General features: G+C 42.0%; 17 protein-coding genes, 1 tRNA gene and 1 other RNA gene. 3 read left to right on the top strand and 16 right to left on the bottom strand.

Features of this window, described 5'->3' with window-relative positions:
• Positions 1-43: 43 nt before the first annotated feature.
• Positions 44-1,198: an OmpA family protein gene (locus G561_RS0103385; protein WP_028858292.1), complete on the bottom strand. Its 1,155-nt coding sequence runs from the start codon at positions 1,196-1,198 to the stop codon at positions 44-46.
• Between the two features lie 486 nt (positions 1,199-1,684).
• On the opposite strand from G561_RS0103385, the gene G561_RS13870 reads away from it, so the two are divergent.
• Positions 1,685-2,296, top strand: a complete 612-nt coding sequence (locus G561_RS13870) for a prepilin-type N-terminal cleavage/methylation domain-containing protein (RefSeq protein WP_115342978.1) — start codon at positions 1,685-1,687, stop codon at positions 2,294-2,296.
• 23 nt (positions 2,297-2,319) lie between these two features.
• Here G561_RS13870 and pdxJ read toward each other — a convergent pair whose 3' ends face one another.
• The 11 genes from pdxJ to nhaA form a co-directional block, all read right to left on the bottom strand.
• A complete protein-coding gene (gene pdxJ / locus G561_RS0103395; protein WP_028858293.1) occupies positions 2,320-3,081 on the bottom strand; it encodes a pyridoxine 5'-phosphate synthase in 762 nt (253 codons plus the stop codon).
• 126 nt (positions 3,082-3,207) lie between these two features.
• Positions 3,208-3,993, bottom strand: a complete 786-nt coding sequence (recO, locus tag G561_RS0103400; RefSeq protein ID WP_028858294.1) for a DNA repair protein RecO — start codon at positions 3,991-3,993, stop codon at positions 3,208-3,210.
• Positions 3,994-4,066: 73 nt separating this feature from the next.
• A complete protein-coding gene (era, locus tag G561_RS0103405) occupies positions 4,067-5,083 on the bottom strand; it encodes a GTPase Era (protein WP_028858295.1) in 1,017 nt (338 codons plus the stop codon).
• Between the two features lie 49 nt (positions 5,084-5,132).
• The gene (rnc, locus tag G561_RS0103410; RefSeq protein WP_028858296.1) at positions 5,133-5,954 is read right to left on the bottom strand and encodes a ribonuclease III; all 822 of its coding nucleotides are present in this window, start codon (positions 5,952-5,954) and stop codon (positions 5,133-5,135) included.
• Between the two features lie 241 nt (positions 5,955-6,195).
• Complete coding sequence (lepB, locus tag G561_RS0103415; RefSeq protein ID WP_028858297.1) at positions 6,196-7,323, bottom strand: signal peptidase I; 1,128 nt, start codon at positions 7,321-7,323, stop codon at positions 6,196-6,198.
• A gap of 149 nt (positions 7,324-7,472) precedes the next feature.
• Positions 7,473-9,275 (bottom strand): translation elongation factor 4, encoded by a 1,803-nt coding sequence (gene lepA, locus G561_RS0103420; protein ID WP_028858298.1) that lies wholly within the window; start codon positions 9,273-9,275, stop codon positions 7,473-7,475.
• A 333-nt stretch (positions 9,276-9,608) separates the two neighbouring features.
• Positions 9,609-9,685, bottom strand: a tRNA-Met gene (locus G561_RS0103425).
• Positions 9,686-9,833: 148 nt separating this feature from the next.
• Positions 9,834-10,204, bottom strand: an RNA gene (rnpB, locus tag G561_RS14935) — RNase P RNA component class A.
• Positions 10,205-10,401: 197 nt separating this feature from the next.
• A complete protein-coding gene (locus G561_RS0103430; RefSeq protein ID WP_028858299.1) occupies positions 10,402-10,788 on the bottom strand; it encodes an MliC family protein in 387 nt (128 codons plus the stop codon).
• Positions 10,789-11,105: 317 nt separating this feature from the next.
• The gene (locus tag G561_RS0103435; RefSeq protein ID WP_081794354.1) at positions 11,106-11,594 is read right to left on the bottom strand and encodes a DUF2799 domain-containing protein; all 489 of its coding nucleotides are present in this window, start codon (positions 11,592-11,594) and stop codon (positions 11,106-11,108) included.
• Positions 11,595-11,800: 206 nt separating this feature from the next.
• Complete coding sequence (nhaA, locus tag G561_RS0103440) at positions 11,801-13,006, bottom strand: Na+/H+ antiporter NhaA (protein ID WP_028858301.1); 1,206 nt, start codon at positions 13,004-13,006, stop codon at positions 11,801-11,803.
• Positions 13,007-13,397: 391 nt separating this feature from the next.
• Between nhaA and G561_RS0103445 the strand changes: the two genes are divergently transcribed.
• On the top strand, positions 13,398-14,153 hold the full coding sequence (locus G561_RS0103445) for a TSUP family transporter (protein WP_028858302.1): 756 nt from the start codon (positions 13,398-13,400) through the stop codon (positions 14,151-14,153).
• Between the two features lie 181 nt (positions 14,154-14,334).
• On the opposite strand, the gene G561_RS0103450 is transcribed toward G561_RS0103445, so the two are convergent.
• Entirely contained in the window at positions 14,335-15,708 is a 1,374-nt protein-coding gene (locus G561_RS0103450; RefSeq protein WP_028858303.1) for a dicarboxylate/amino acid:cation symporter, read from the bottom strand.
• Positions 15,709-16,436: 728 nt separating this feature from the next.
• Between G561_RS0103450 and G561_RS0103455 the strand changes: the two genes are divergently transcribed.
• The gene (locus tag G561_RS0103455; protein WP_028858304.1) at positions 16,437-17,378 is read left to right on the top strand and encodes a LysR family transcriptional regulator; all 942 of its coding nucleotides are present in this window, start codon (positions 16,437-16,439) and stop codon (positions 17,376-17,378) included.
• A 190-nt stretch (positions 17,379-17,568) separates the two neighbouring features.
• Here G561_RS0103455 and crcB read toward each other — a convergent pair whose 3' ends face one another.
• The 3 genes from crcB to G561_RS0103470 form a co-directional block, all read right to left on the bottom strand.
• On the bottom strand, positions 17,569-17,943 hold the full coding sequence (gene crcB, locus G561_RS0103460; protein ID WP_028858305.1) for a fluoride efflux transporter CrcB: 375 nt from the start codon (positions 17,941-17,943) through the stop codon (positions 17,569-17,571).
• Positions 17,944-17,995: 52 nt separating this feature from the next.
• The gene (tsaD, locus tag G561_RS0103465) at positions 17,996-19,036 is read right to left on the bottom strand and encodes a tRNA (adenosine(37)-N6)-threonylcarbamoyltransferase complex transferase subunit TsaD (protein WP_028858306.1); all 1,041 of its coding nucleotides are present in this window, start codon (positions 19,034-19,036) and stop codon (positions 17,996-17,998) included.
• A 190-nt stretch (positions 19,037-19,226) separates the two neighbouring features.
• Positions 19,227-19,772: a c-type cytochrome gene (locus tag G561_RS0103470; protein WP_063226660.1), complete on the bottom strand. Its 546-nt coding sequence runs from the start codon at positions 19,770-19,772 to the stop codon at positions 19,227-19,229.
• Between the last annotated feature and the right edge of the window lie 114 nt (positions 19,773-19,886).

The following is a 19,886-nucleotide window of genomic DNA, read 5'->3' on the forward strand; positions in this document are numbered from 1 at the left end:
TGGCAGCTTTTTTTTAAATAACTACTAAAACATACTCAAGATATTACTGAACGTTCATATCTTTAGTTTGGTCAACAGTCATGGTTTTGTTACCAGTGATAACAGCGTACACACGACGGTTCATTGCGCGACCTTCTTCAGTATCGTTTGGCGCGATTGGACGGTCATAACCGTAACCAACAGTGCTTAGACGGTTAGGAGCTACGCCGAATTCGTTAGTTAGCATAGTCTTAACTGCGATTGCACGGGCTTCAGATAGACGCTGGTTGTAGCGAGCTGATGGACCAGTCTTAGAAGCGTGACCTTCGATGCTAGCTGATGAGTTTGGATACTCACGCATTTTTTCTGCTACTTTAGCGATTTCTGGTTTGTACTGCTCTTTGATAACTGATTTGTCGTTATCGAAGAATACGCGTAGTTCCATTTTCAGTTCGTCATCGATCTGAACTTGTACTGGACAACCAGTTTCGTCAACTACTACGTTAGCTGGAGTGTTTGGACACTGGTCTAAGCTGTCGATTACGCCGTCACCATCGCTGTCTTGGTCAGCTTCAACAACGATAACTGGAGTTGGTTCAACAACTGCTACTGGAGCAGCTACTGCTGGCGCTAAGTGGCCGCCTAGAACTACTTCTAGACCAGCTAGACCCATGTAATCCCATAGATCATAATCAAAGTTATGGATCGCACGAGCTTCACCACGTAGGCTTAAAGCATCGTTGATACGGTACATAGCACCTAGACCTAGGTTACCAATGGTATCAGTGGTTTGACGAACTTGTTTACCACCTTTGTCTTTAACTTCAATTTTTTGTTGACCAGCCCCAATTAAAGCGTATGGACGGAAAGCAGTATCACGGTAGCCTGAGAACTCGTCAAAGCCAACTAGGAAGTTACCACTGATCATTTCACGTTCAGCATCACCAAATGCTTTGCCATTTTCATCAAAAGCATCAGAATCAGTAACACCATATTCAACTTGGAATTGAGTTGAAGGAGTCAATTCGATACCTAGAGCAGCACCAGTATATAGATCATCTTCAGTAGAGAATTTAAGATCTTCTTTTACGTAGTCATCATCGTTAGTTTCAGTGAAGTGATAACCAAGTAAAACTGGGCTCACAGTTACACCAGCAGTTGCCATTACTGGCGCTGCAGCAGCGGCAATTAAAGCCAAAGTAATTTTGTTAAGTTTCATAAACTTCCTCCAAGGGACGGTTTGTGTGCAAAAAACACTTAATATCTCTAATTTGTAATACTTAGCTCATAAAAAAAATGAACCGAGTACTAATTTATACTTTCGCATAATAGCTTATATATAAATTAATTTATTTACAACATATTTTTGTGACCCAGTCATCTAATACATATAAAAAAATACATAAATCACTTGCCAATTACATTGTATTCTATTAATAAGTAATTAATGTTAATTAATCACAATCTAATCAATACATTAATTTTTTATGTGATTTAATTATATGTAATTAAATATAACTAAATGTGATACACAACTTACTAATGGCAATTCTAATACATATACTCAAATAGTTCTATCCTTTATGCCTAGATTTTCACCAAATGTAACAAAATTTGACACTAGGTTAAATATTGCCACAAATACTCGGCTATCACTGGGCTATGTCCAAATGAAGGCTGTTTTATACTGTAAGGTTGACCTATAATGTCGTTTCCTATTGTTAAGTTACTAAATCAAAGAGCTCACCAGAACTGTGACAACCTTAAACTTAACCCAAACAAAAGAGGTCAAAACAAAGGATTTACTTTAATAGAATTACTACTAACTTTGTTGTTACTTATCACATTAATTTCGATAGCCTTGCCCTCATTTGTTGGGACATTGGAACGCTGGGAAGCCAAAGAAGTACGCAATCAAATAACAAATGCCTTTAGAGTTGCCAAAGCTCAAAGCTTTATGCAGCGTCAAAACAGCCTATTATGTTTAGCGGATGCTAATTATCATTGCCATAATCAAGCTGAAGAGTATCTACTGATTTTTACCGATAGCGACAACAACCATCAATTTGACCCAGCAGTCAATAAAATGCTACTAAAACAACCCCTAAACTTGGATTACGGAAGGATATATCTCAGAGCAGGGCGACGCCACTATATTAAATTCTTTGGAGACAGTGGGTTACCTCGTGGGCATTTTGGCCATATTAAATACTGTCCTAACGACCACCTAACCCACAATATGTATCAAATCTCTCTTAACCAACAAGGCAGCTATCGATTCAAGCCTTACAGCGTTAAAAAGACTGGTTGCCCGTGATTATTCTGATAAGATTAGTACAATTAGCCTTGCATTGCTTGCTTCATAGCCTGAACCGCTTTTTCAAGCCCCATAAATACGCTATCTGCAATTAAGGCGTGACCAATATTAAGCTCATATATCCCTGGGATACTGGCAATAGGATAGACGTTATCTCGAGTGAGACCATGACCAGCATTAACGATGAACTTATCTTGCGCCGACAATGCGTAGGCTGTGGCACTTTGAATTCTTTGTAATTCGTGGGCAGTAGCGGCACTGTCACCTGCTAGCGCTGCTTGTGAATACTGACCGGTATGTAGCTCAACAGCATCAGCCGCACAAGCAAGTGCAGCATCTATCTGCTTCGACTCAGGGTCAACAAATAATGAAACCTGTATACCCGCCTCATGCAAAGCTGCTATATAGCCCTTAAGATGCTGTTGCTGTGAAGCCACATCTAAGCCGCCCTCTGTGGTCAACTCTTCCCGCTTCTCTGGCACCAAGCATACCCATTCAGGTTTTACCTTGAGCGCAATATTGAGCATCTCTTCAGTGGTGGCCATCTCTAAATTCATACGAGTCTTTAATAAAGGCTTCATGCGATAAACGTCTTCATCAACAATATGACGTCTGTCTTCTCGTAAGTGAAGGGTGATACCATCTGCTCCTGCTTGCTCACAAAGAAGCGCCGCTTCAATAGGGTCTGGATAGCTAACCCCTCGGGCTTGGCGTAAAGTAGCCACATGATCAATGTTAACGCCCAATAACGGAGTATTTGAAGAGGACTGCACCATTTTATTCATAAGAGTTCACCCTAGATAACTGATAAAAATAACCGAGAATAATAACTGATATCTTGATAAGCATTCATAACTGACTCCAATCCTAATATAGGGGCTTTATAACAGTCATGGCCTATCTATCATACCTTATTGATAACGATAAAACTGTTGCCATAAGATACGACTCTGTAATGGCTGATAATCAAATAAGTAATCAATAAGTTGACGATGAATTTGGGTCCAGCTGTCAATAGTAGGTACACTAATACCTGCCTGCATGGCAAGAATTGTCTCTCCTTTAACAGGCGACTGTCGCATAAAAGCGGAGGGATTGCGATGACCAAAGTTAGAGGGCGAGGCCAAGGTTGCGGCCGTAGAGGACTGGGGGCCTTGATTGCTCGAACTTCTTTGCTGTTGCGACTCAGTGGCTGACGGCTTTACCCATCCTCTATCTGCCGCAAAATAGTAGTACTGTTCTTTCTCAATGAGCTGCTGTTCACTGTCTTGCTCAAGGTCAATCGCAAAACCAAGCTCGCTGAATAAAACTTGCTCATAACAGCGAAGCACAAGCTTTAGTTCAACCAAGCTTAATTGCTGCTGCAACTGAGTTATAGTATGAGCGTATTGCGCATAGACAATGGGCATACTGTCTTCAACCGGCAGTAACTTTAACGTGATCTCATTGACATATAAAGCAGCATATTGCTGTTGCCCCATTAAACTGGGTACCACCTCGACGATATTCACCTGTTGCAAGGTTTTTAACGATTTTTTACCGGTTGCAAACAGCATTAATGGAGCAAACTGTGGAATCCCTTTTTTACCAATACCATGCAACACCCCATGCTCTTTGGTAAACAAATAATAGATACTTCTTTTTTCTTGGTAGGGGCGCTGGTGCAAACTATACGCGTGTAGTGGTTCATTACGCAACGTTATTATCCATCCTATAGATTAATGACTGGTCCAAGCCTGACCTCATCGCCCTATTTCACAAGTCTGACTATTAGTATCCTAAACTGGTTAAGGCACGGGCATCATCTGACCACCCTTGTTTAACTTTAACCCATAAGTTGAGCATAATTTTACGCTCGAACAAAGCTTCCATATCTTCGCGGGCAGCGATACCCACTTGCTTGATACGACTGCCTTTATCGCCAATAATAATGGCTTTTTGACCATTACGCTCAACGAATATAGTGGCATCAATAAAAGTTACCGCTTTACGTTTACGACCAGTTTTAGGATCAATATGTGCCGGCTCATCTTTGAATTCATCAATCTGCACCGTTAAATCATAAGGAACCTCATCGCCTGATTGACGCATGATTTTTTCGCGAATTATTTCACTGGCTAAGAAGCGCTCGCTGCGATCTGTAATTTGCTCAGTATCGTAGATGGGAGTGCCTTGAGGCAGATGGGAGCGAATCACTTGTTGCAAACGCTCTAAGTTTTGGTTTTTTAGAGCAGAGACCGGAACAATATCGGCAAAGTCAAAGTTCTCATGATAGGTTTCAATCAAAGGCAAGATTGAACCTTTATCTTTGATAGTGTCCGCCTTATTGATAACCAATACCACAGGGGTATCAGTCTCGCCAATTTTTTCAAGTGTTAATAGATCGTCTTCCCGCCACTGCTCACCATCTACCACAAATAGTACCAAGTCCACATCAACTAAAGCGGAGAAGGCAGCCTTATTCATACGCTCGTTAATAAGGCGTACTTCATTGCTATGAATACCAGGGGTATCGACAAATACCGCCTGCATCTCTTCATTAGATAAAATACCATGAATGCGATGACGGGTAGTTTGTGGCTTACGTGAGGTAATGGATAACTTCTGCCCCAACATGTGATTCATTAGGGTTGATTTACCGACGTTAGGGCGACCAACGATGGCCACATAGCCAGCTCGATAATCTTCAGGTAACGATTCATCATTAAAGAAGCTATCTAACAAATTGTCAGTCGCGTCTTTTGATTCGTTAGCTAAAGGTTGGTTTTCTTGTGGTGCATTTGACATATGTCTATTTATCCGATGTTATCTTCTGAAACTTCTTGAATTAAGAGGCTTAAGGTTTTAATTTAATAATACGATCACTAACGAGCTTATTTAACTGGTTAATCATCTTCTCTGCTGTCTTTTGTTCAGCAATACGGCGACTCTCACCTGACTCAACTATAGGAGTGGTATGAGGTACGTCTACCTCACAGCGCACAATAAAAATTTGATTAGGGGCATTGCCTTGGGTTTCTAGTAACTCATAGTTGGGTAGCTCATACTTATGACCTTGCAGCCACTCTTGCAGTCGGCTTTTGGCATCTTTTAACACCCGCTGATCATTCACATTATCAATGAGTTCAGCAAACCAACTTAGGACGCAAGCTTTAACCACATCCACACTTTGACTGTCTAGATAAATGGCACCAATTAAAGATTCAACCGTATCTGCCAATATTGACGCTCGCTCACGACCACCACCCTTGCGCTCACCAACTCCCAAAATTAGATGCGAAGATAAGTTAAGCTTTTGCGCCACAATAACTAGTGACTCTTGACGAACTAAGGTAGCCCGCATACGCGTCAGCCGACCTTCATCTTGATTAGGGTATTGGTAATATAGCGCTTCACCTATAATCATCCCTAGCAGGGCATCGCCCAAAAACTCCAGTCGCTCATAGTTAATTTTGCCATCATACGAGCGATGGGTTAAAGCCAACTTTGCCAGAGTGGTGTCTTTAAAAGTATAGCCCAACGCTCTTTGCAAACTAGGCAAACCTTTTTCAAAGTTTATATAGCGCTGTTTAGGAGGCTGCTTATTAGGAGACACTATCTCAGCAACTTCTGTTATCTTCTCGCTATCACCGCTTTCTTTTTTAAAAACTTTTGGCATATTATTTCGGCATATTAATAACTATTACTGGACTCAAGGAGGTGTCAGAAACAGCTAGGTATATTAATTGAAGGGGTTAAATTAGGGTAGTTAAGCTTATGTTATTTAAGTATAGGGTATCTAAATCAAGGTGATGTATGGACTTACTACGGCGCATCAACTGTCTTTATTACATGACACTTTACACTTTATTGTGATATGCACGGTTAAAGATTTGATACACCGCTTGATAAAATTTTACTTAGTCAATAGCGCGGTTATGGCTGAAGGTCGGCATGTTAGACAAGCCAGGCTTTTTGTGCATCCACACATAAACCGCTTTACCAGCCAAGTTCTCATCAGGTACGAAGCCCCAATAACGGCCGTCTTCACTACGGTCTGAGTTATCACCCATTACGAAGTAATTACCCTCAGGAACACTTACGCTCCAGCTGCTATCATATTCTATCGGCTGCTGTAAAAAGTTTGAGTATTCAGCACGTAATAGATTAGGAGACAAGTAACGACGTAAGTAGCTATGCTCACCTAACTTCTCCTGAAAATATCGTGCGCCGCGCTCTTCACTTTGCGCCACCATAACCGCATCCTCAGGGGACAAGTCCCACTCACGGCTAGGATCGCTGCTTTTAACTGGAGTATAAAGTTGATTGGTTAAAGCCTCATCTGCCGTAAACTCAACTTGCTCACTCGGAACGGGTTGCCCATTTACTGACAGCTGGCCATTGTTAAAGCTAACTTCATCACCAGGTAAGCCAATAATACGCTTAATGTAATAAATTTTCGGGTTTTCTGGATAACGGAACACCACCACATCACCGTGCTGTGGCTCACCTATATCGATCACTTTATTATAGGTTAACGGTAAGCGAATGCCATAAGCATATTTATTTACCGCTACAAAATCACCAGTATATAAAGTGGGCACCATAGATGAAGAGGGAATATTAAACGGCTCAACAATGAATGAGCGCACTACCAACACAATCGCTAATACTGGAAAGTAATCATGAGCCCAGCGAATTAAAAAGTGCTCTTTAGAGGAATGAGAAGCCTTCTGGGAGATCGATTGATTGGCCAGTCTTTTGGCTTCACGATATTCACGCTCAGCCTGCTTAACTGGCATAGGTGCGTCACTGACGTTAATCGTATCTAAGTCCTGATTGCTGTTCTCATTGAACATATCGTGCTCAGACAAAGCCTGAATATAAGCGGCTTTTTTATTCGCTAAATTGTCCTGGGCCGCCTGAAGCTCTTTCGAATTACCTGTCTTAGCGCTCTTGTGTTGCTTAAGCCAAAACTTATCAAGCAGCCATATCACCCCAAGAATCAAGGTTACTGGCACTAAAATTAAATTAAAATCAAAGTCCATACTGCTGCCTTAACCGCTTTGTTATTATTCCAAGTCTACTAAAAAGCTAATCACTCAAAGTCTTGGCTAGTTGTTTTTATTTAAGTCATAGGATTCAGATCATAGGGCTTAGAAGCTAAGCCCTTGCGATCGATTTTATTAGGATAAGCTTACTGATTATCCACTTGCAATACCGCCAAGAAGGCCTCTTGTGGAATTTCCACACTACCCACTTGCTTCATGCGCTTTTTACCTTCTTTTTGCTTAGCTAGTAGCTTTTTCTTACGAGATACGTCACCACCGTAACACTTAGCAAGAACGTCTTTACGCATCGCTTTAACCGTACTACGGGCAATAATCTGGCTGCCAATAGCGGCTTGAATTGCCACATCAAACATCTGTCTTGGGATCAGCTCTTTCATCTTCTCAACCAACTGGTTGCCACGATAACGGGCTTGCTCTTGGTGACAAATCATGGCTAAAGCATCTACTTTATCGCCGTTGATTAACACATCTACCTTAACCAGTTTATCCACTTCATAACGGTCAAACTCATAGTCTAATGAAGCAAATCCACGTGACACAGATTTTAAACGGTCAAAGAAGTCCATCACAACTTCACCAAGCGGAATATCAAAAACCAGCTGCACTTGTTTACCCATAAAGCGCATGTCAACTTGCACTCCACGGCGCTCCATACATAGGGTCATCACGTTACCCAAATAATCTTGCGGTACAAGAATCTGACAGCGCGCAATGGGCTCACGGAATTCCTCTACAAAACCAGGATCTGGTAGTTTAGAGGGGTTGTCCACGAGCATGACTTCACCGTTTTTCTTTTTAATTTCATAGATTACTGACGGCGCTGTGGTAATCAAATCAAGGTTGTATTCTCGCTCTAAACGCTCTTGAATGATTTCCATGTGCAACATACCCAGAAAACCACAACGGAAACCAAAACCTAGAGCATCTGAGGTATCTGGCTCAAAGAATAAGGCTGAGTCATTGATCTGTAGCTTTTGTAGCGCTTCACGGAACTTCTCAAAGTCGCCTGAATCCACTGGGAATAAGCCAGCATAGACCTGAGGAGTAATTTGTTTAAACCCAGGAATTAGCTCAACATCAGGTGTGCTAGCATGAGTAATGGTATCCCCCACTGGCGCCCCATGGATGTCTTTAATACCGGCGATAACAAAACCCACTTCACCGGCTTCTAATTTGCCAGTTTCTAGGGGCTTCGGGGTGAAAACACCAATGGAGGTCACTAAATGTGAATCCATAGTCGACTTAATTAAAATTTTATCCCCACTCTTGATAGTACCTTGGCGTACACGCACCAAAGAAACCACGCCCAAATAATTATCAAACCATGAGTCAATAATTAACGCTTGAAGCGGAGCATCACGTTCCCCAGTTGGGGCTGGAATGCGCTCAACTAAAGCTTCTAATAATTCATCAACACCAAGACCTGACTTTGCAGAGACTCGGGGAGCATCAATGGCTTCAATGCCAATAATGTCTTCAATTTCTTGAATAACTCGCTCCGGCTCAACCTGTGGTAAATCAATCTTATTCAGGACGGGTAGCACTTCTAGACCTAAGTCCACAGCGGTATAGCAGTTAGCTACAGACTGGGCTTCTACCCCTTGAGCGGCATCCACAACCAGTAAGGCCCCTTCACAAGCAGCCAGTGAACGTGAAACTTCATAAGAGAAGTCTACGTGGCCTGGAGTATCAATGAAGTTAAGCTGATAGCGCTCGCCATTGGGGTGATCATAATACAAGGTCACTGACTGCGCTTTAATAGTAATACCACGCTCACGCTCAATATCCATTGAGTCTAAGACTTGGGCCTGCATTTCACGATCCTGCAGCGCACCACAAGTCTGAATAAAGCGATCAGCCAAGGTTGATTTACCATGGTCAATATGGGCGATGATTGAGAAATTTCGAATATTTGATAATGCGGTCACGTCTTGCGGCTACCTAGTTGTTGAGTTCATTAATAAAAAATGAAGTAAAAAATATGTTAAGGTCATCTATTCTATCAGCTTTAACTTAGCTTGTAAGTGATAGAAATGCAATGTTAATTGACACAGGTCAAAACTGAGTTTTTTGAGCGTTATTGTCAGCGTAAATCCCATCTAACTTTTAAACGTTTAGCCATACAATTAACTAAACAGCTAGCAGTTAACTAAATGATTAAGTTGAGAATACCAACAAAACGAAGAGACATAAAAAAAGCCAACTACTTAGCTTGATATGGCAAAGTAATCGGCTATTTTAGGCGCTAATGGCCAAATATATGGTGGCGATGAAGAGACTTGAACTCTTGACCTCACGATTATGAGTCGTGCGCTCTAACCAGCTGAGCTACATCGCCATTTGAGGGCGGTATTATCCCTAAAACATTATAAGCCGTCAACCCCTAAATGCAAAAAAAGTGAAAATATTTTAAATTTAAGGGAAAATCTCTGCTATTTCATTAGCAAGTGGCTATTATATACGCTTTTTTGTAGTAAGCATAAAAGATTTTTGGTAAACCGATAAGCCGGGTTCTGTCGTGAACGATCATTCATCTAGGCGTATCGTTGCCAATACGCTCGAGCAACCTACCCGTGTCCCCTGCAGGCGACAAGTAATGGACACCTATTTGGTCTTGCTACGCGTGGAGTTTACCTTGCCATGAACTGTTGCCAGCCATGCGGTGCGCTCTTACCGCACCCTTTCACCCTTACCTCACACTTTACAGCTAGGCTGTATAGCTTAATTGAGGCGGTCTGCTCTCTGCTGCACTTGTCGTCGGGTTACCCCGCCCAGCCGTTAGCTGGCACGCTGCCTTATGTAGCCCGGACTTTCCTCCCTTCTGCCAAAGCAAAACGGCGATCGTCTAGTTTACCAAGTCGCACATTATAACAGACCAAAAAAAATATGGTAGAACAACTTGCCAACTATATGAAAAAATTACAGAACTTAATGCAAAAAAACAGCAATGACTAATGGTCATTGCTGTTTTCTTTATATCTTAGCTACGTCTAAAGCGAGCTATATCTAAGTCGGCTATGTTTAAAACTTTAGCTTAAGCTTTTAAACACCAACTTATCTACGCTCACATTTAACCGCATATTCAGTACCGTCTGCCCATGTTAGGCGCATGATACCTAGATCACCTTTGGTATGCCAATCATAAGTAACGTTTTGACTGGCGTTATTTACATAGCGTGAGCCTGAAGCTGCCTGTGCGATATCCATAATTACAGTTTGGTTATTCCAGTTAGCTTTAGGTAGGCTTGCATTGATTGTAGCTTGCTCACCATCAATTGAGTATTTAGCGTTTACAGTAGCATTGTCTTCACAGATAAACTGTTCAGGCGCCATACGGTCATAGGCTTTATTAGCGGCTGCGCTTGGTGCAGTAGTCGTTGGGCTAGTTGCACAAGCGGCCATAACTAAGCTTAGAGGTAATAAAGTTAGTAGCTTTTTCATAAAAATCTCCAAAAGTTATTGTAATTAAAGGGATGGAAAAATAGAGCAATTGTTAATTTAGTTTTATAAAAATTGCACTAAAAATAATTAATCTGTTGACTATTATAGTCGCCATCTCAGCACTGTCTGTTATCTCTTGTCACGGCTGTTAGTATTCTTTTCATAATTTTGATTAATTTGTGTAACAAAACAGTTACTCATTCCAAATCCCTACCCTTCTAAACCAAAGCCTTGTAAACCGAAGCCTTCTACACCAAAGTCTTATAAACCAGACCTCTATACTCAAAAATACAGCGATTGCAGTGACTAGATTGACATTAATAGCCATATTGTCGCTGTAGCTGCTCAAGGGCTTGCTCTATATTTTTAATACGCTGATTTACTTTGTTAGCTTTAGCCGGTAACTCAAGCAAATAACTACGTGCCTCTTTTTCGCTGGTGAAGTTTAAATTATTCCCTCTGCGCAGCTTATCGTAATCATCTTGGTATTTTTTTAGGCGATCTTGCTCGATACCTAACTGTTTATTCAACAAGTAGTACTGACGACCATCAGCATTAATACGCTCTAAGTTAGCAGCAACATTGGCTGGACACACAGGGCTCATCTGCGCCCCTCTACGCCCAATTTGATAAGCATTGGTCTCAGTACAATACTGCTTTAGACCCTCTTTGCGGCCTTGCTCCCAAGCTCTATAATCTGCAGCTACTCCTACTTTAGCGCAAGCTTTATTGTGATTGTTTAAATAATCAGGTGTCCTGCCGGCGGCGCCATCGGCAAAGCCAATCGCTTGCCAATTACCTATCATACATTCCTGCTTTGATAGGGTGGCACACCCCGTTAATCCTGACAGTACGACAGCCGTTATCAACAACAAACATCTTATTTTCACAATGATATTGTTCCCTTTGTGAATCCGGCTAAAAGAGCAAGAAACCCTCTCTCTTCTGGCCGGTATGTTTCATTTATCTTATCAACTTACCTATTTACTTTATTTTTACAGCATTATCTTCACTAGCTTTTGGTTAAGTCTAAAGCCGTGATACCCGTTGCCGTCTCTTCTTTTAAAGTATATTTCAGCACCAAATACCCTACGACGCCAGAAATAATAGACCCTAAAATAATACCCAAACGCGGATCAAAACCTTCCGTTCTTCCACCAAATGCCAGGCCACTAATGAATAAACTCATAGTGAAGCCCACCCCACAAAGCAGAGAGACACCATAGATCTGCTTAAAGTTGGTACCATTGGGCAATGATGCCATACCTGATTTGATAATGGCCCAAGTCATAAGCATAATGCCCACCTGTTTACCTAGGAATAAACCGGCGGTGATACCAAAGGGTACCGAATGAAACAACTGGGCAAAACCTGCGCCCTGCAGTGAAATACCAGCGTTGGCAAAAGCAAATAGCGGTAGAATCGCAAAAGCCACTGTACCATGTAAGTCATGCTCTAAATCTTCGAGTGGCGAGTGCTCAGGGTCATCCGTATTAACCATAGGAATAAACAACGCCAACAATACCCCTGCTAAAGTGGCATGAACCCCAGATTTAAGCACCGCAATCCACATGATTATGCCAAAGAATAAATAAGGGGTAATCGCTGTGACATTACGCTTATTAAGTAAATAGAGGAAGGGCAGACATAACCCTGCTACTGCTAACGACAGTAAAGATAAATCACTGGTATAAAATAAGGCAATAATTAAGATCGCCCCAATATCATCAAAAATAGCGATGGATACCAAAAATATCTTCAGTGCGTTGGGGACTCGGCTTCCCAATAAGCTTAGGATACCAATAGCAAATGCAATGTCAGTTGCCGCAGGAATAGCCCAGCCTGCTAAATACTCTGGGTTATTGTGGTTAAATGCTACGTAGACCAAAGCTGGTACGGCCATACCGCCTATCGCCGCTGCTGCAGGTAATACAATTTGCTTAATGTTTGACAGCTCGCCAATCAATACTTCTCGCTTGAGCTCTAAGCCCACTAAAAAGAAGAATACCGCCATCAACCCATCATTAATCCAATGATGCGCATCTTTATCGATAATAAGTTTTCCAACCTGCACCACCACTGGGGCATGAATAAAAGACTCATACCAGTGGCTTAGTGGTGAGTTAGCGACAATCATCGCTGCAATGGCAGCAATTGCCAATACAATGCCTCCTGCCGCCTCATATTCAAAGAATTTTTTTAGTTTTTGAAATACCATGCTTCCTCACTATCTTGCTAATGGACTGATTTACTAACCCATCAATTTATTTAATTTATTAATTTATCTTTATACATTTCGCATTTATGGTAGCAGAAAAGTCTGCTGTATCGAGATAAAAATTTGAAATCTACAAATAGCTAAACCTTTATCTTCTACCTTCTTTATTCAATAAAGCAGTCGATTCAATAAAACAGTAAGTTTTACCAATAGATGAAATACTCGCTGCTACAGCATCCAATCACTGGCATATTTTTACTGCATGCTATAATCCACAACTTGATTTGATGTAGTCCAATAGTCGTCTTCACCCTGTTTTTTCAACCTTTATATTTATATTTATATTCAGCTAAGCCATCTATGCCCTTAGCTTAATTTTTGGACATCGTTTATGGATTTTTCCTTAACCCTTGAAGTTATTTTGATGTTAACCGCAGTGGCAGCTATCGCCGGATTTATTGATGCCATTGCAGGTGGTGGTGGTTTATTAACCATTCCTGCTATGTTATTAGCTAATATTCCTCCTGTTTTAACCCTAGGTACCAATAAACTACAAGCAGCTTCTGGCGCCTTAGCCGCTTCTATCACAATGATAAAAAAAGGCGTGGTCTCACCCTCAAAGATGAAACTGGCCATTGCGGGTGCTTTTATCGGCTCAGTTCTAGGCACCATCGCAGTACAGATGTCTCCCCCTGATATGCTAGAAAAGCTTATCCCGTTTTTGATTGCGGCTATCGGTATTTATACCTTATTTGCGCCAAGTTTAGGCGAAGTAGAAGCGGAGCCCAGGGTATCAGAGTCTACTTGGCAACGAGTGGTCGCCCCCTTGATTGGGTTTTATGATGGCTATGTCGGTCCAGGTACGGGTATGTTTTTTGCTCTAGGGAATGTGGCATTACGTGGCAGACAAATCATCGCTGCTACCGGGGCGGCCAAAGTATTAAACCTATCTACCAACATCGCCTCCCTTATTTTCTTTATTATCGGTGGTAATGTGCTGTGGAAGGTTGGCCTAGCAATGATGGTCGGACAAACCATAGGCGCTTATGCAGGCTCACATATGGTGGTAAAAGGCGGTAGTAAAATTATTCGCCCAGTGATTGTTCTGGTTTGTTTGGCCATGGTCACCAAATATATGATGGGCTAAATAGCCAGTTATTGCTATTTTACGTTCTAAGATAAAACTCTTTGACACATATTATGTAACAAGTATTAGATAACGAGCATAAAAAAACCCCAATACATATTGGGGCTTTTTTTACGTGTCATGGATTTACATGATGACTTTATAGGGAATGACATAGGGAATAACGCTTGATTAACAAAATCTAGCGCTTATTTAAGTCGTCATATTCACTACCCATAATGCCATCACTCATAACATGAGCAAATTCTTGTTCACTTTCTGGATCAATGTAACCATCAAACACATCTTTGGTGCCCGCTTCTGGGTCATTATAAACATCTAGGTCCATTTTCTCTTCTGACTTTGCCACAATAGCAGTCACTGCCGCATCACCACCGACGTTTACGGCGGTACGTAACATATCAAGTAAACGGTCCACACCTAAGATTAGACCAATACCTTCGATAGGTAAGCCCACTTGAGCAAAGACCATTGACAGCATAATTAGGCCCACACCCGGTACCCCTGCCGTACCTACAGATGCCAGTACTGACATTAAGATAACCATTAAGTACTGGCCTGCACTTAAATCTATACCGTATAAATTGGCGATAAAGATAGTGGCTGTACCCTGCATAATGGCGGTACCATCCATGTTGATGGTCGCACCAAAAGGAATGGTGAATGACGCCACAGAGTTATCCACACCCATACGTTTGGTTACGGTGCGTAAGCTAACTGGAATAGTGGCGTTCGAGCTGGAGGTACTAAAAGCGAAAATCTGTACTTCACGCATTTTGGCTAAGAAAGTTCTTACCGATAGTCCTGAAGTAAGCTTTAGGATAATCATCATGGTCACAAAGAAGTGGAAAGCCAAAGAGCCTACCAATACGGCCACATAACCGAATAATGACACCATCAGGTCTAAGCCTAAATCTGACATGGCTATTACTAACAGCGCAAATACACCGTATGGTGCTAGGTTCATAATGATGGTTACCATTTTTAAGATAACTTCATTAATCAGTTCTAGACTTTGCACCAAACCCTTAGCAGGCTTACCTACCATCAGAATACTAATACCAATTAAAATGGCAAAGAAGATGATAGATAGCATATCGCCATTGGCCATGGCACTAATCGGGTTAGAGGGAATAATATTTGAGAAAACGTCAATTAAAGGCGGCGCATCTTTGGCTTCAAAAGCGTTCTCAGGCTTAAGGTTCATCCCTTTACCAATGCCAAATATTGAGCCAAGACCAATGGCTGTTGCAATGGCAATTGCGGTAGTGAACATATAGATAAAAAAGGTCTTAGTACCAATACGACCTAGCAAACGGATGTCACCAATACCACACACCCCACAGATAAGTGAGATTAGCACTAAGGGTACAACCAACATTTTTAGCGAGTTAACAAACAGCTTACCGATAATACTAAATAAGCCATTTACTAAATAAGTGTTAACAAAACTACCTTCAGCGTTTAAGCCGGTATAGTTAAAAATTAGTCCTAGGATGATACCTAGTACCATTGCGACCAGAATCTTACTGGTCAAACTCATATTTTTCCACATAGCTTTATCCTCAATGCATAACCCTATAAGCAAGTGCGTTAATCTGTGAGCACACTTGCCATCTCAGAATACTTGTTTAAAAGGGAGATGCTGAATTCATTCATTAGCACAGCAGCGGGGACAGAAAAAACGTCGTTTATGGCTTAACTGCCCTCTCGTTCTTTCACTCTGCTATAGACAATTTCACTATGATTAACTGCTTTAGTGGTTTTTACGTTTCTTATAATCTAATGTTGATAATAGAAATAATTGTCATAAAAACAAAACAGCTATCCATCTTCCTTGTGAGTTTTGAGTCACAACCATCAAAAAAATAACGTTCATTAAGTAATTATCAGCAATTTCAATAAATAAAGATTCAGGCCAATACTTCTCAACCACCAATACTTCTCAACTACCAATATTTCTCAACTACCAATATTTCTCAACTAATAGTTACTCTAATGTAAATCTATGTGACTCGTCAGTATGCGCTCAATATAAAGTAAAAGTTACCCTTGCCGCAAGTTATTTTTATACTCCCTATTCTCATAGGTTATTATTGACACCCATAACCCCTACCTTTTTTTATAACTATCCACTTAATAACCCTTTAATATCCCTCACCCAAAGAGCCGCCCCCTCTCTTTCCAACGCCAATAATCTAGGGCTGGATTAAGCAGATGAATATAGTCTAGGTTATGGGGTAGAATAGAGCCCACAGTCATCTAATGAAATGATCTAAAACTATGCTTGAGCTTCGTCATCTACAAACCTTATCAGCCTTACGTGCCCATGGTTCGCTCGCCGCTGCTGCGGATGAGCTTCATGTCACCGCCTCTGCGGTATCGCATCAACTAAAAGAATTAGAAAGTTATTATGGAGTGAAACTGGTGAATCGCCGAACTCGCCCGCTCACCTTCACCCCCGCAGGTAACGTGGTGCTAAAACTAGCAGACAATATCTTGCCTCAAGTTATTAGAACCAAAAATAACTTAAAAAGGCTGGCTCATGGTCAAGCTGGCCGTCTTCGCTTGGCTTCTGAGTGTCATAGTTGTTTTGATTGGCTTATGCCTATTCTGAATCAGTTCCGACGCGAGTGGTCGGATGTGGAGCTTGATTTTGCCACCGGCTTTGAGCCGGAACCTCATCACCTATTGACTGAAGGTGATATCGATTTATTAATCACTACTAGCGATTTAGAGTTGGAAGGCATCTGCTACCAGCCTCTATTCACCTATGAAAGCCGACTGGTGTTATCCCCTACCCATCCACTAGCCAGCAAACAGAGCATTGCTCCTAATGATCTTGTGGATCAAACTTTGATTGCTTATCCGGTAGAGGCCAAACGACTGGATGTGATTGCCAAATTCATGGCACCAGCTGGGGTTAGTTTTGCCAAAATACGGACTACAGAGTTGACCGCTATGTTAATTCAGTTGGTCGCCAGTGAGCGGGGAGTTGCTGCTTTACCCGATTGGGTAGCCGCAGAATATGAGAAAAAAGGCTGGATTGTGACGCGGCCTCTTATTTCTCCAAATAGCTCAAATAAGGACCTTCCTCCGTCTATGCACCATCAAAATAGACATGGGGTGTTTTGTCAATTATTTGCCGCCACTCGTGAAAAAAGCCAAGAAGTAGCTTATATGCAAGGCTTTGCTAAGCTATTGGATGAGTTGGTAAAGCCCTAGCAAAGAGCTTAACTAAAAAACTTAACTACAGTCAGAAAGGATGGTTTTAAATAACAAAAAAATAAAATTAGGCGGATTTTAGCCAAGCTACCAAATAGCTGGGTAAGCTCAGGCGAGACGAATTGGCTTAACACTTAACTTAAGACAGCAACTAACTGCAAACCGTACTTAACTTAAGACAGGGCCTAACTTAAGACAGTACCAGTCGAGTGACATAATACCCTATGGCAGTGGCTGTCAAAGTAAATAGCACGTGTAGCCCTATCAGGCCTAAACCCGCCACAACCTTTCCATCGTGCAATAAGCCAAATACCTCACTACTAAAGGTACTAAACGTGGTCAGCCCGCCCAAAAAGCCGGTAATCACAAACAGCTTAACGTTAGGATGCCAATTTTGTCCTACTTTCACAAAGACTACCATGGCCATACCGATTAACAGGCCACCAAGGATATTAGCCCCCAGGGTGCCCAAAGGAATCCAAGCGTGCAGCGGATTGAGCTTAGCCAACCAAGCTCTCAAGCAAGCTCCAATTGCAGCCCCCATACCTATTGCTAACCACTGCATTTATTGTCCTTATTGATTGTAAGTGCTTAACTGTTAATTATAGCTGACTGAACTATGTCAACGCCGGCAAGTCGCTAATGTTCCATCTTGGTACACAGCTGACTGCCAAATCGTCACTCTGACCGGCTTGTAGACGTTGATATCCGGCGTAAGCAATCATTGCCCCATTATCAGTACACAGCTCTAATGGTGCGTAATGAACCGTGGCTTGAATTTTTGCCAACTCTTGTTCTAATGTTTGACGCAGGTGTAAATTGGCACTCACTCCGCCTGCGATAACCAATTGTTTCATGCCGGTCTGTTTTAAAGCTTTAACGCACTTTTTAACTAGGGTATCGACCACAGCATGCTGGAAACTGGCGGCAATATCAGCTCTGACCTGCTCATCTGTATCTGATCCTGGGGTATCTTTAATCAGATTATGCACGGCTGTTTTCATACCGCTAAAAGAGAAGTCTAATCCTCGGTGTAACATGGGTCTAGGCAAATCATACTTTGACGGATCGCCATTTTCTGCCAAGCGCGCCACATTAGGACCACCAGGATAAGGCAAACCTAGCATTTTAGCCGCTTTATCAAAACACTCACCGGCCGCATCATCAATACTCTCACCTAAAATCTCGTACTCACCTATGGCATGAGCAGCCACCAACAGCGTATGACCACCTGACACCAACAAAGAGACAAAAGGAAACTTGGGGGGATTAGGACCCAATAAAGGGGACAGTAAATGCCCTTCCATATGGTGAATCCCAATAGCTGGCACTCCTAATCCATAAGCTAGGCTACGACCAAACAGTGCTCCTGTCATTAAAGCCCCAATAAGACCCGGCCCTTTGGTAAAGGCAATGGCATCAATATCCTCTTTACTGATATTGCACTGAGTCAATAGCTCATCAAGTAGCGGTACCAACTTGCGAATGTGGTCACGACTGGCAAGCTCAGGCACCACGCCCCCATAAGTGGCATGCAGTTCAATCTGAGAGTACAGAACCTGGCCTAGTAGACCGCTTTTACCTGCTGCAAGAAGCTCGCTATCAAAGATGGCCAACCCTGTTTCATCACATGATGTTTCTAAACCTAAAACTTTCAAGTCGCACCTACTGTTTGATAATTAAAGTGTTGTGTCGTCTATTTTTGCCCACCATCGGCTTATTTTGATACAGATACTTATATTTAATGAAGACAATTATGACAATTATGACAATTATGACAAAAAAAATACCGCCACGATGTCTACACAGTGGCGGTATTTTAGCAGATTATCAAGGGTGTTTTTAGCCTTAGCTAGCTTGATCGACCATATAATCTACTGCAGCGTGAACTTGCTCTACAGTCACCCCATTATCAGCTTGAGGTGGCATAGCCTTAAAGCCTTCTACTGAGTGCTTATATAAAGTCTCTTTACCTTGAGCAATGCGAGGTGCCCAATCTGTAGCATCACCAAACTTCGGTGCATTTAACAGACCTTTTTCGTGACATAGCTTACAGTGGGCCTCATACAACTCTGCACCTGCTTCTGCTGATAAAGGAGCAGCCGCAGTGCTAGCATCTGACTCTGCAGTCTCTGTGGCTGCTTCAGCTTCTGGCTGTGCCACGTCGTCGGCTACCGGCTCTGTCGCAGGCTCTACTTCGGGCTCTGCCACTTCAGTAGTCGGTTCAGTGGCCATACTTTCACTGGCGGCAGGCTCAGCTACCGTCTCAGATTCAGTCTCACCACCACAGCCTACTACCATGCCTAAAGTTAAGATACCCACTAAAAGCAGCCCTGCTTTACTAAAAGGTGCCAGCCCGTCTTTACCATCTTGTTGTTTATTTATTTTTAGCATGAGAACCCTCATATTAGCTTTTTAAATTTTAAGATAAAAAACTGTTCAAGCCACAAACTCAGTAAAAAACTGACACCCCTAACTTAGACCTACTTTTAACTCAAGTCTAAATGC

This window comes from Psychrobacter phenylpyruvicus DSM 7000 = NBRC 102152 (genome assembly GCF_000685805.1).
GTDB lineage: Bacteria > Pseudomonadota > Gammaproteobacteria > Pseudomonadales > Moraxellaceae > Psychrobacter > Psychrobacter phenylpyruvicus.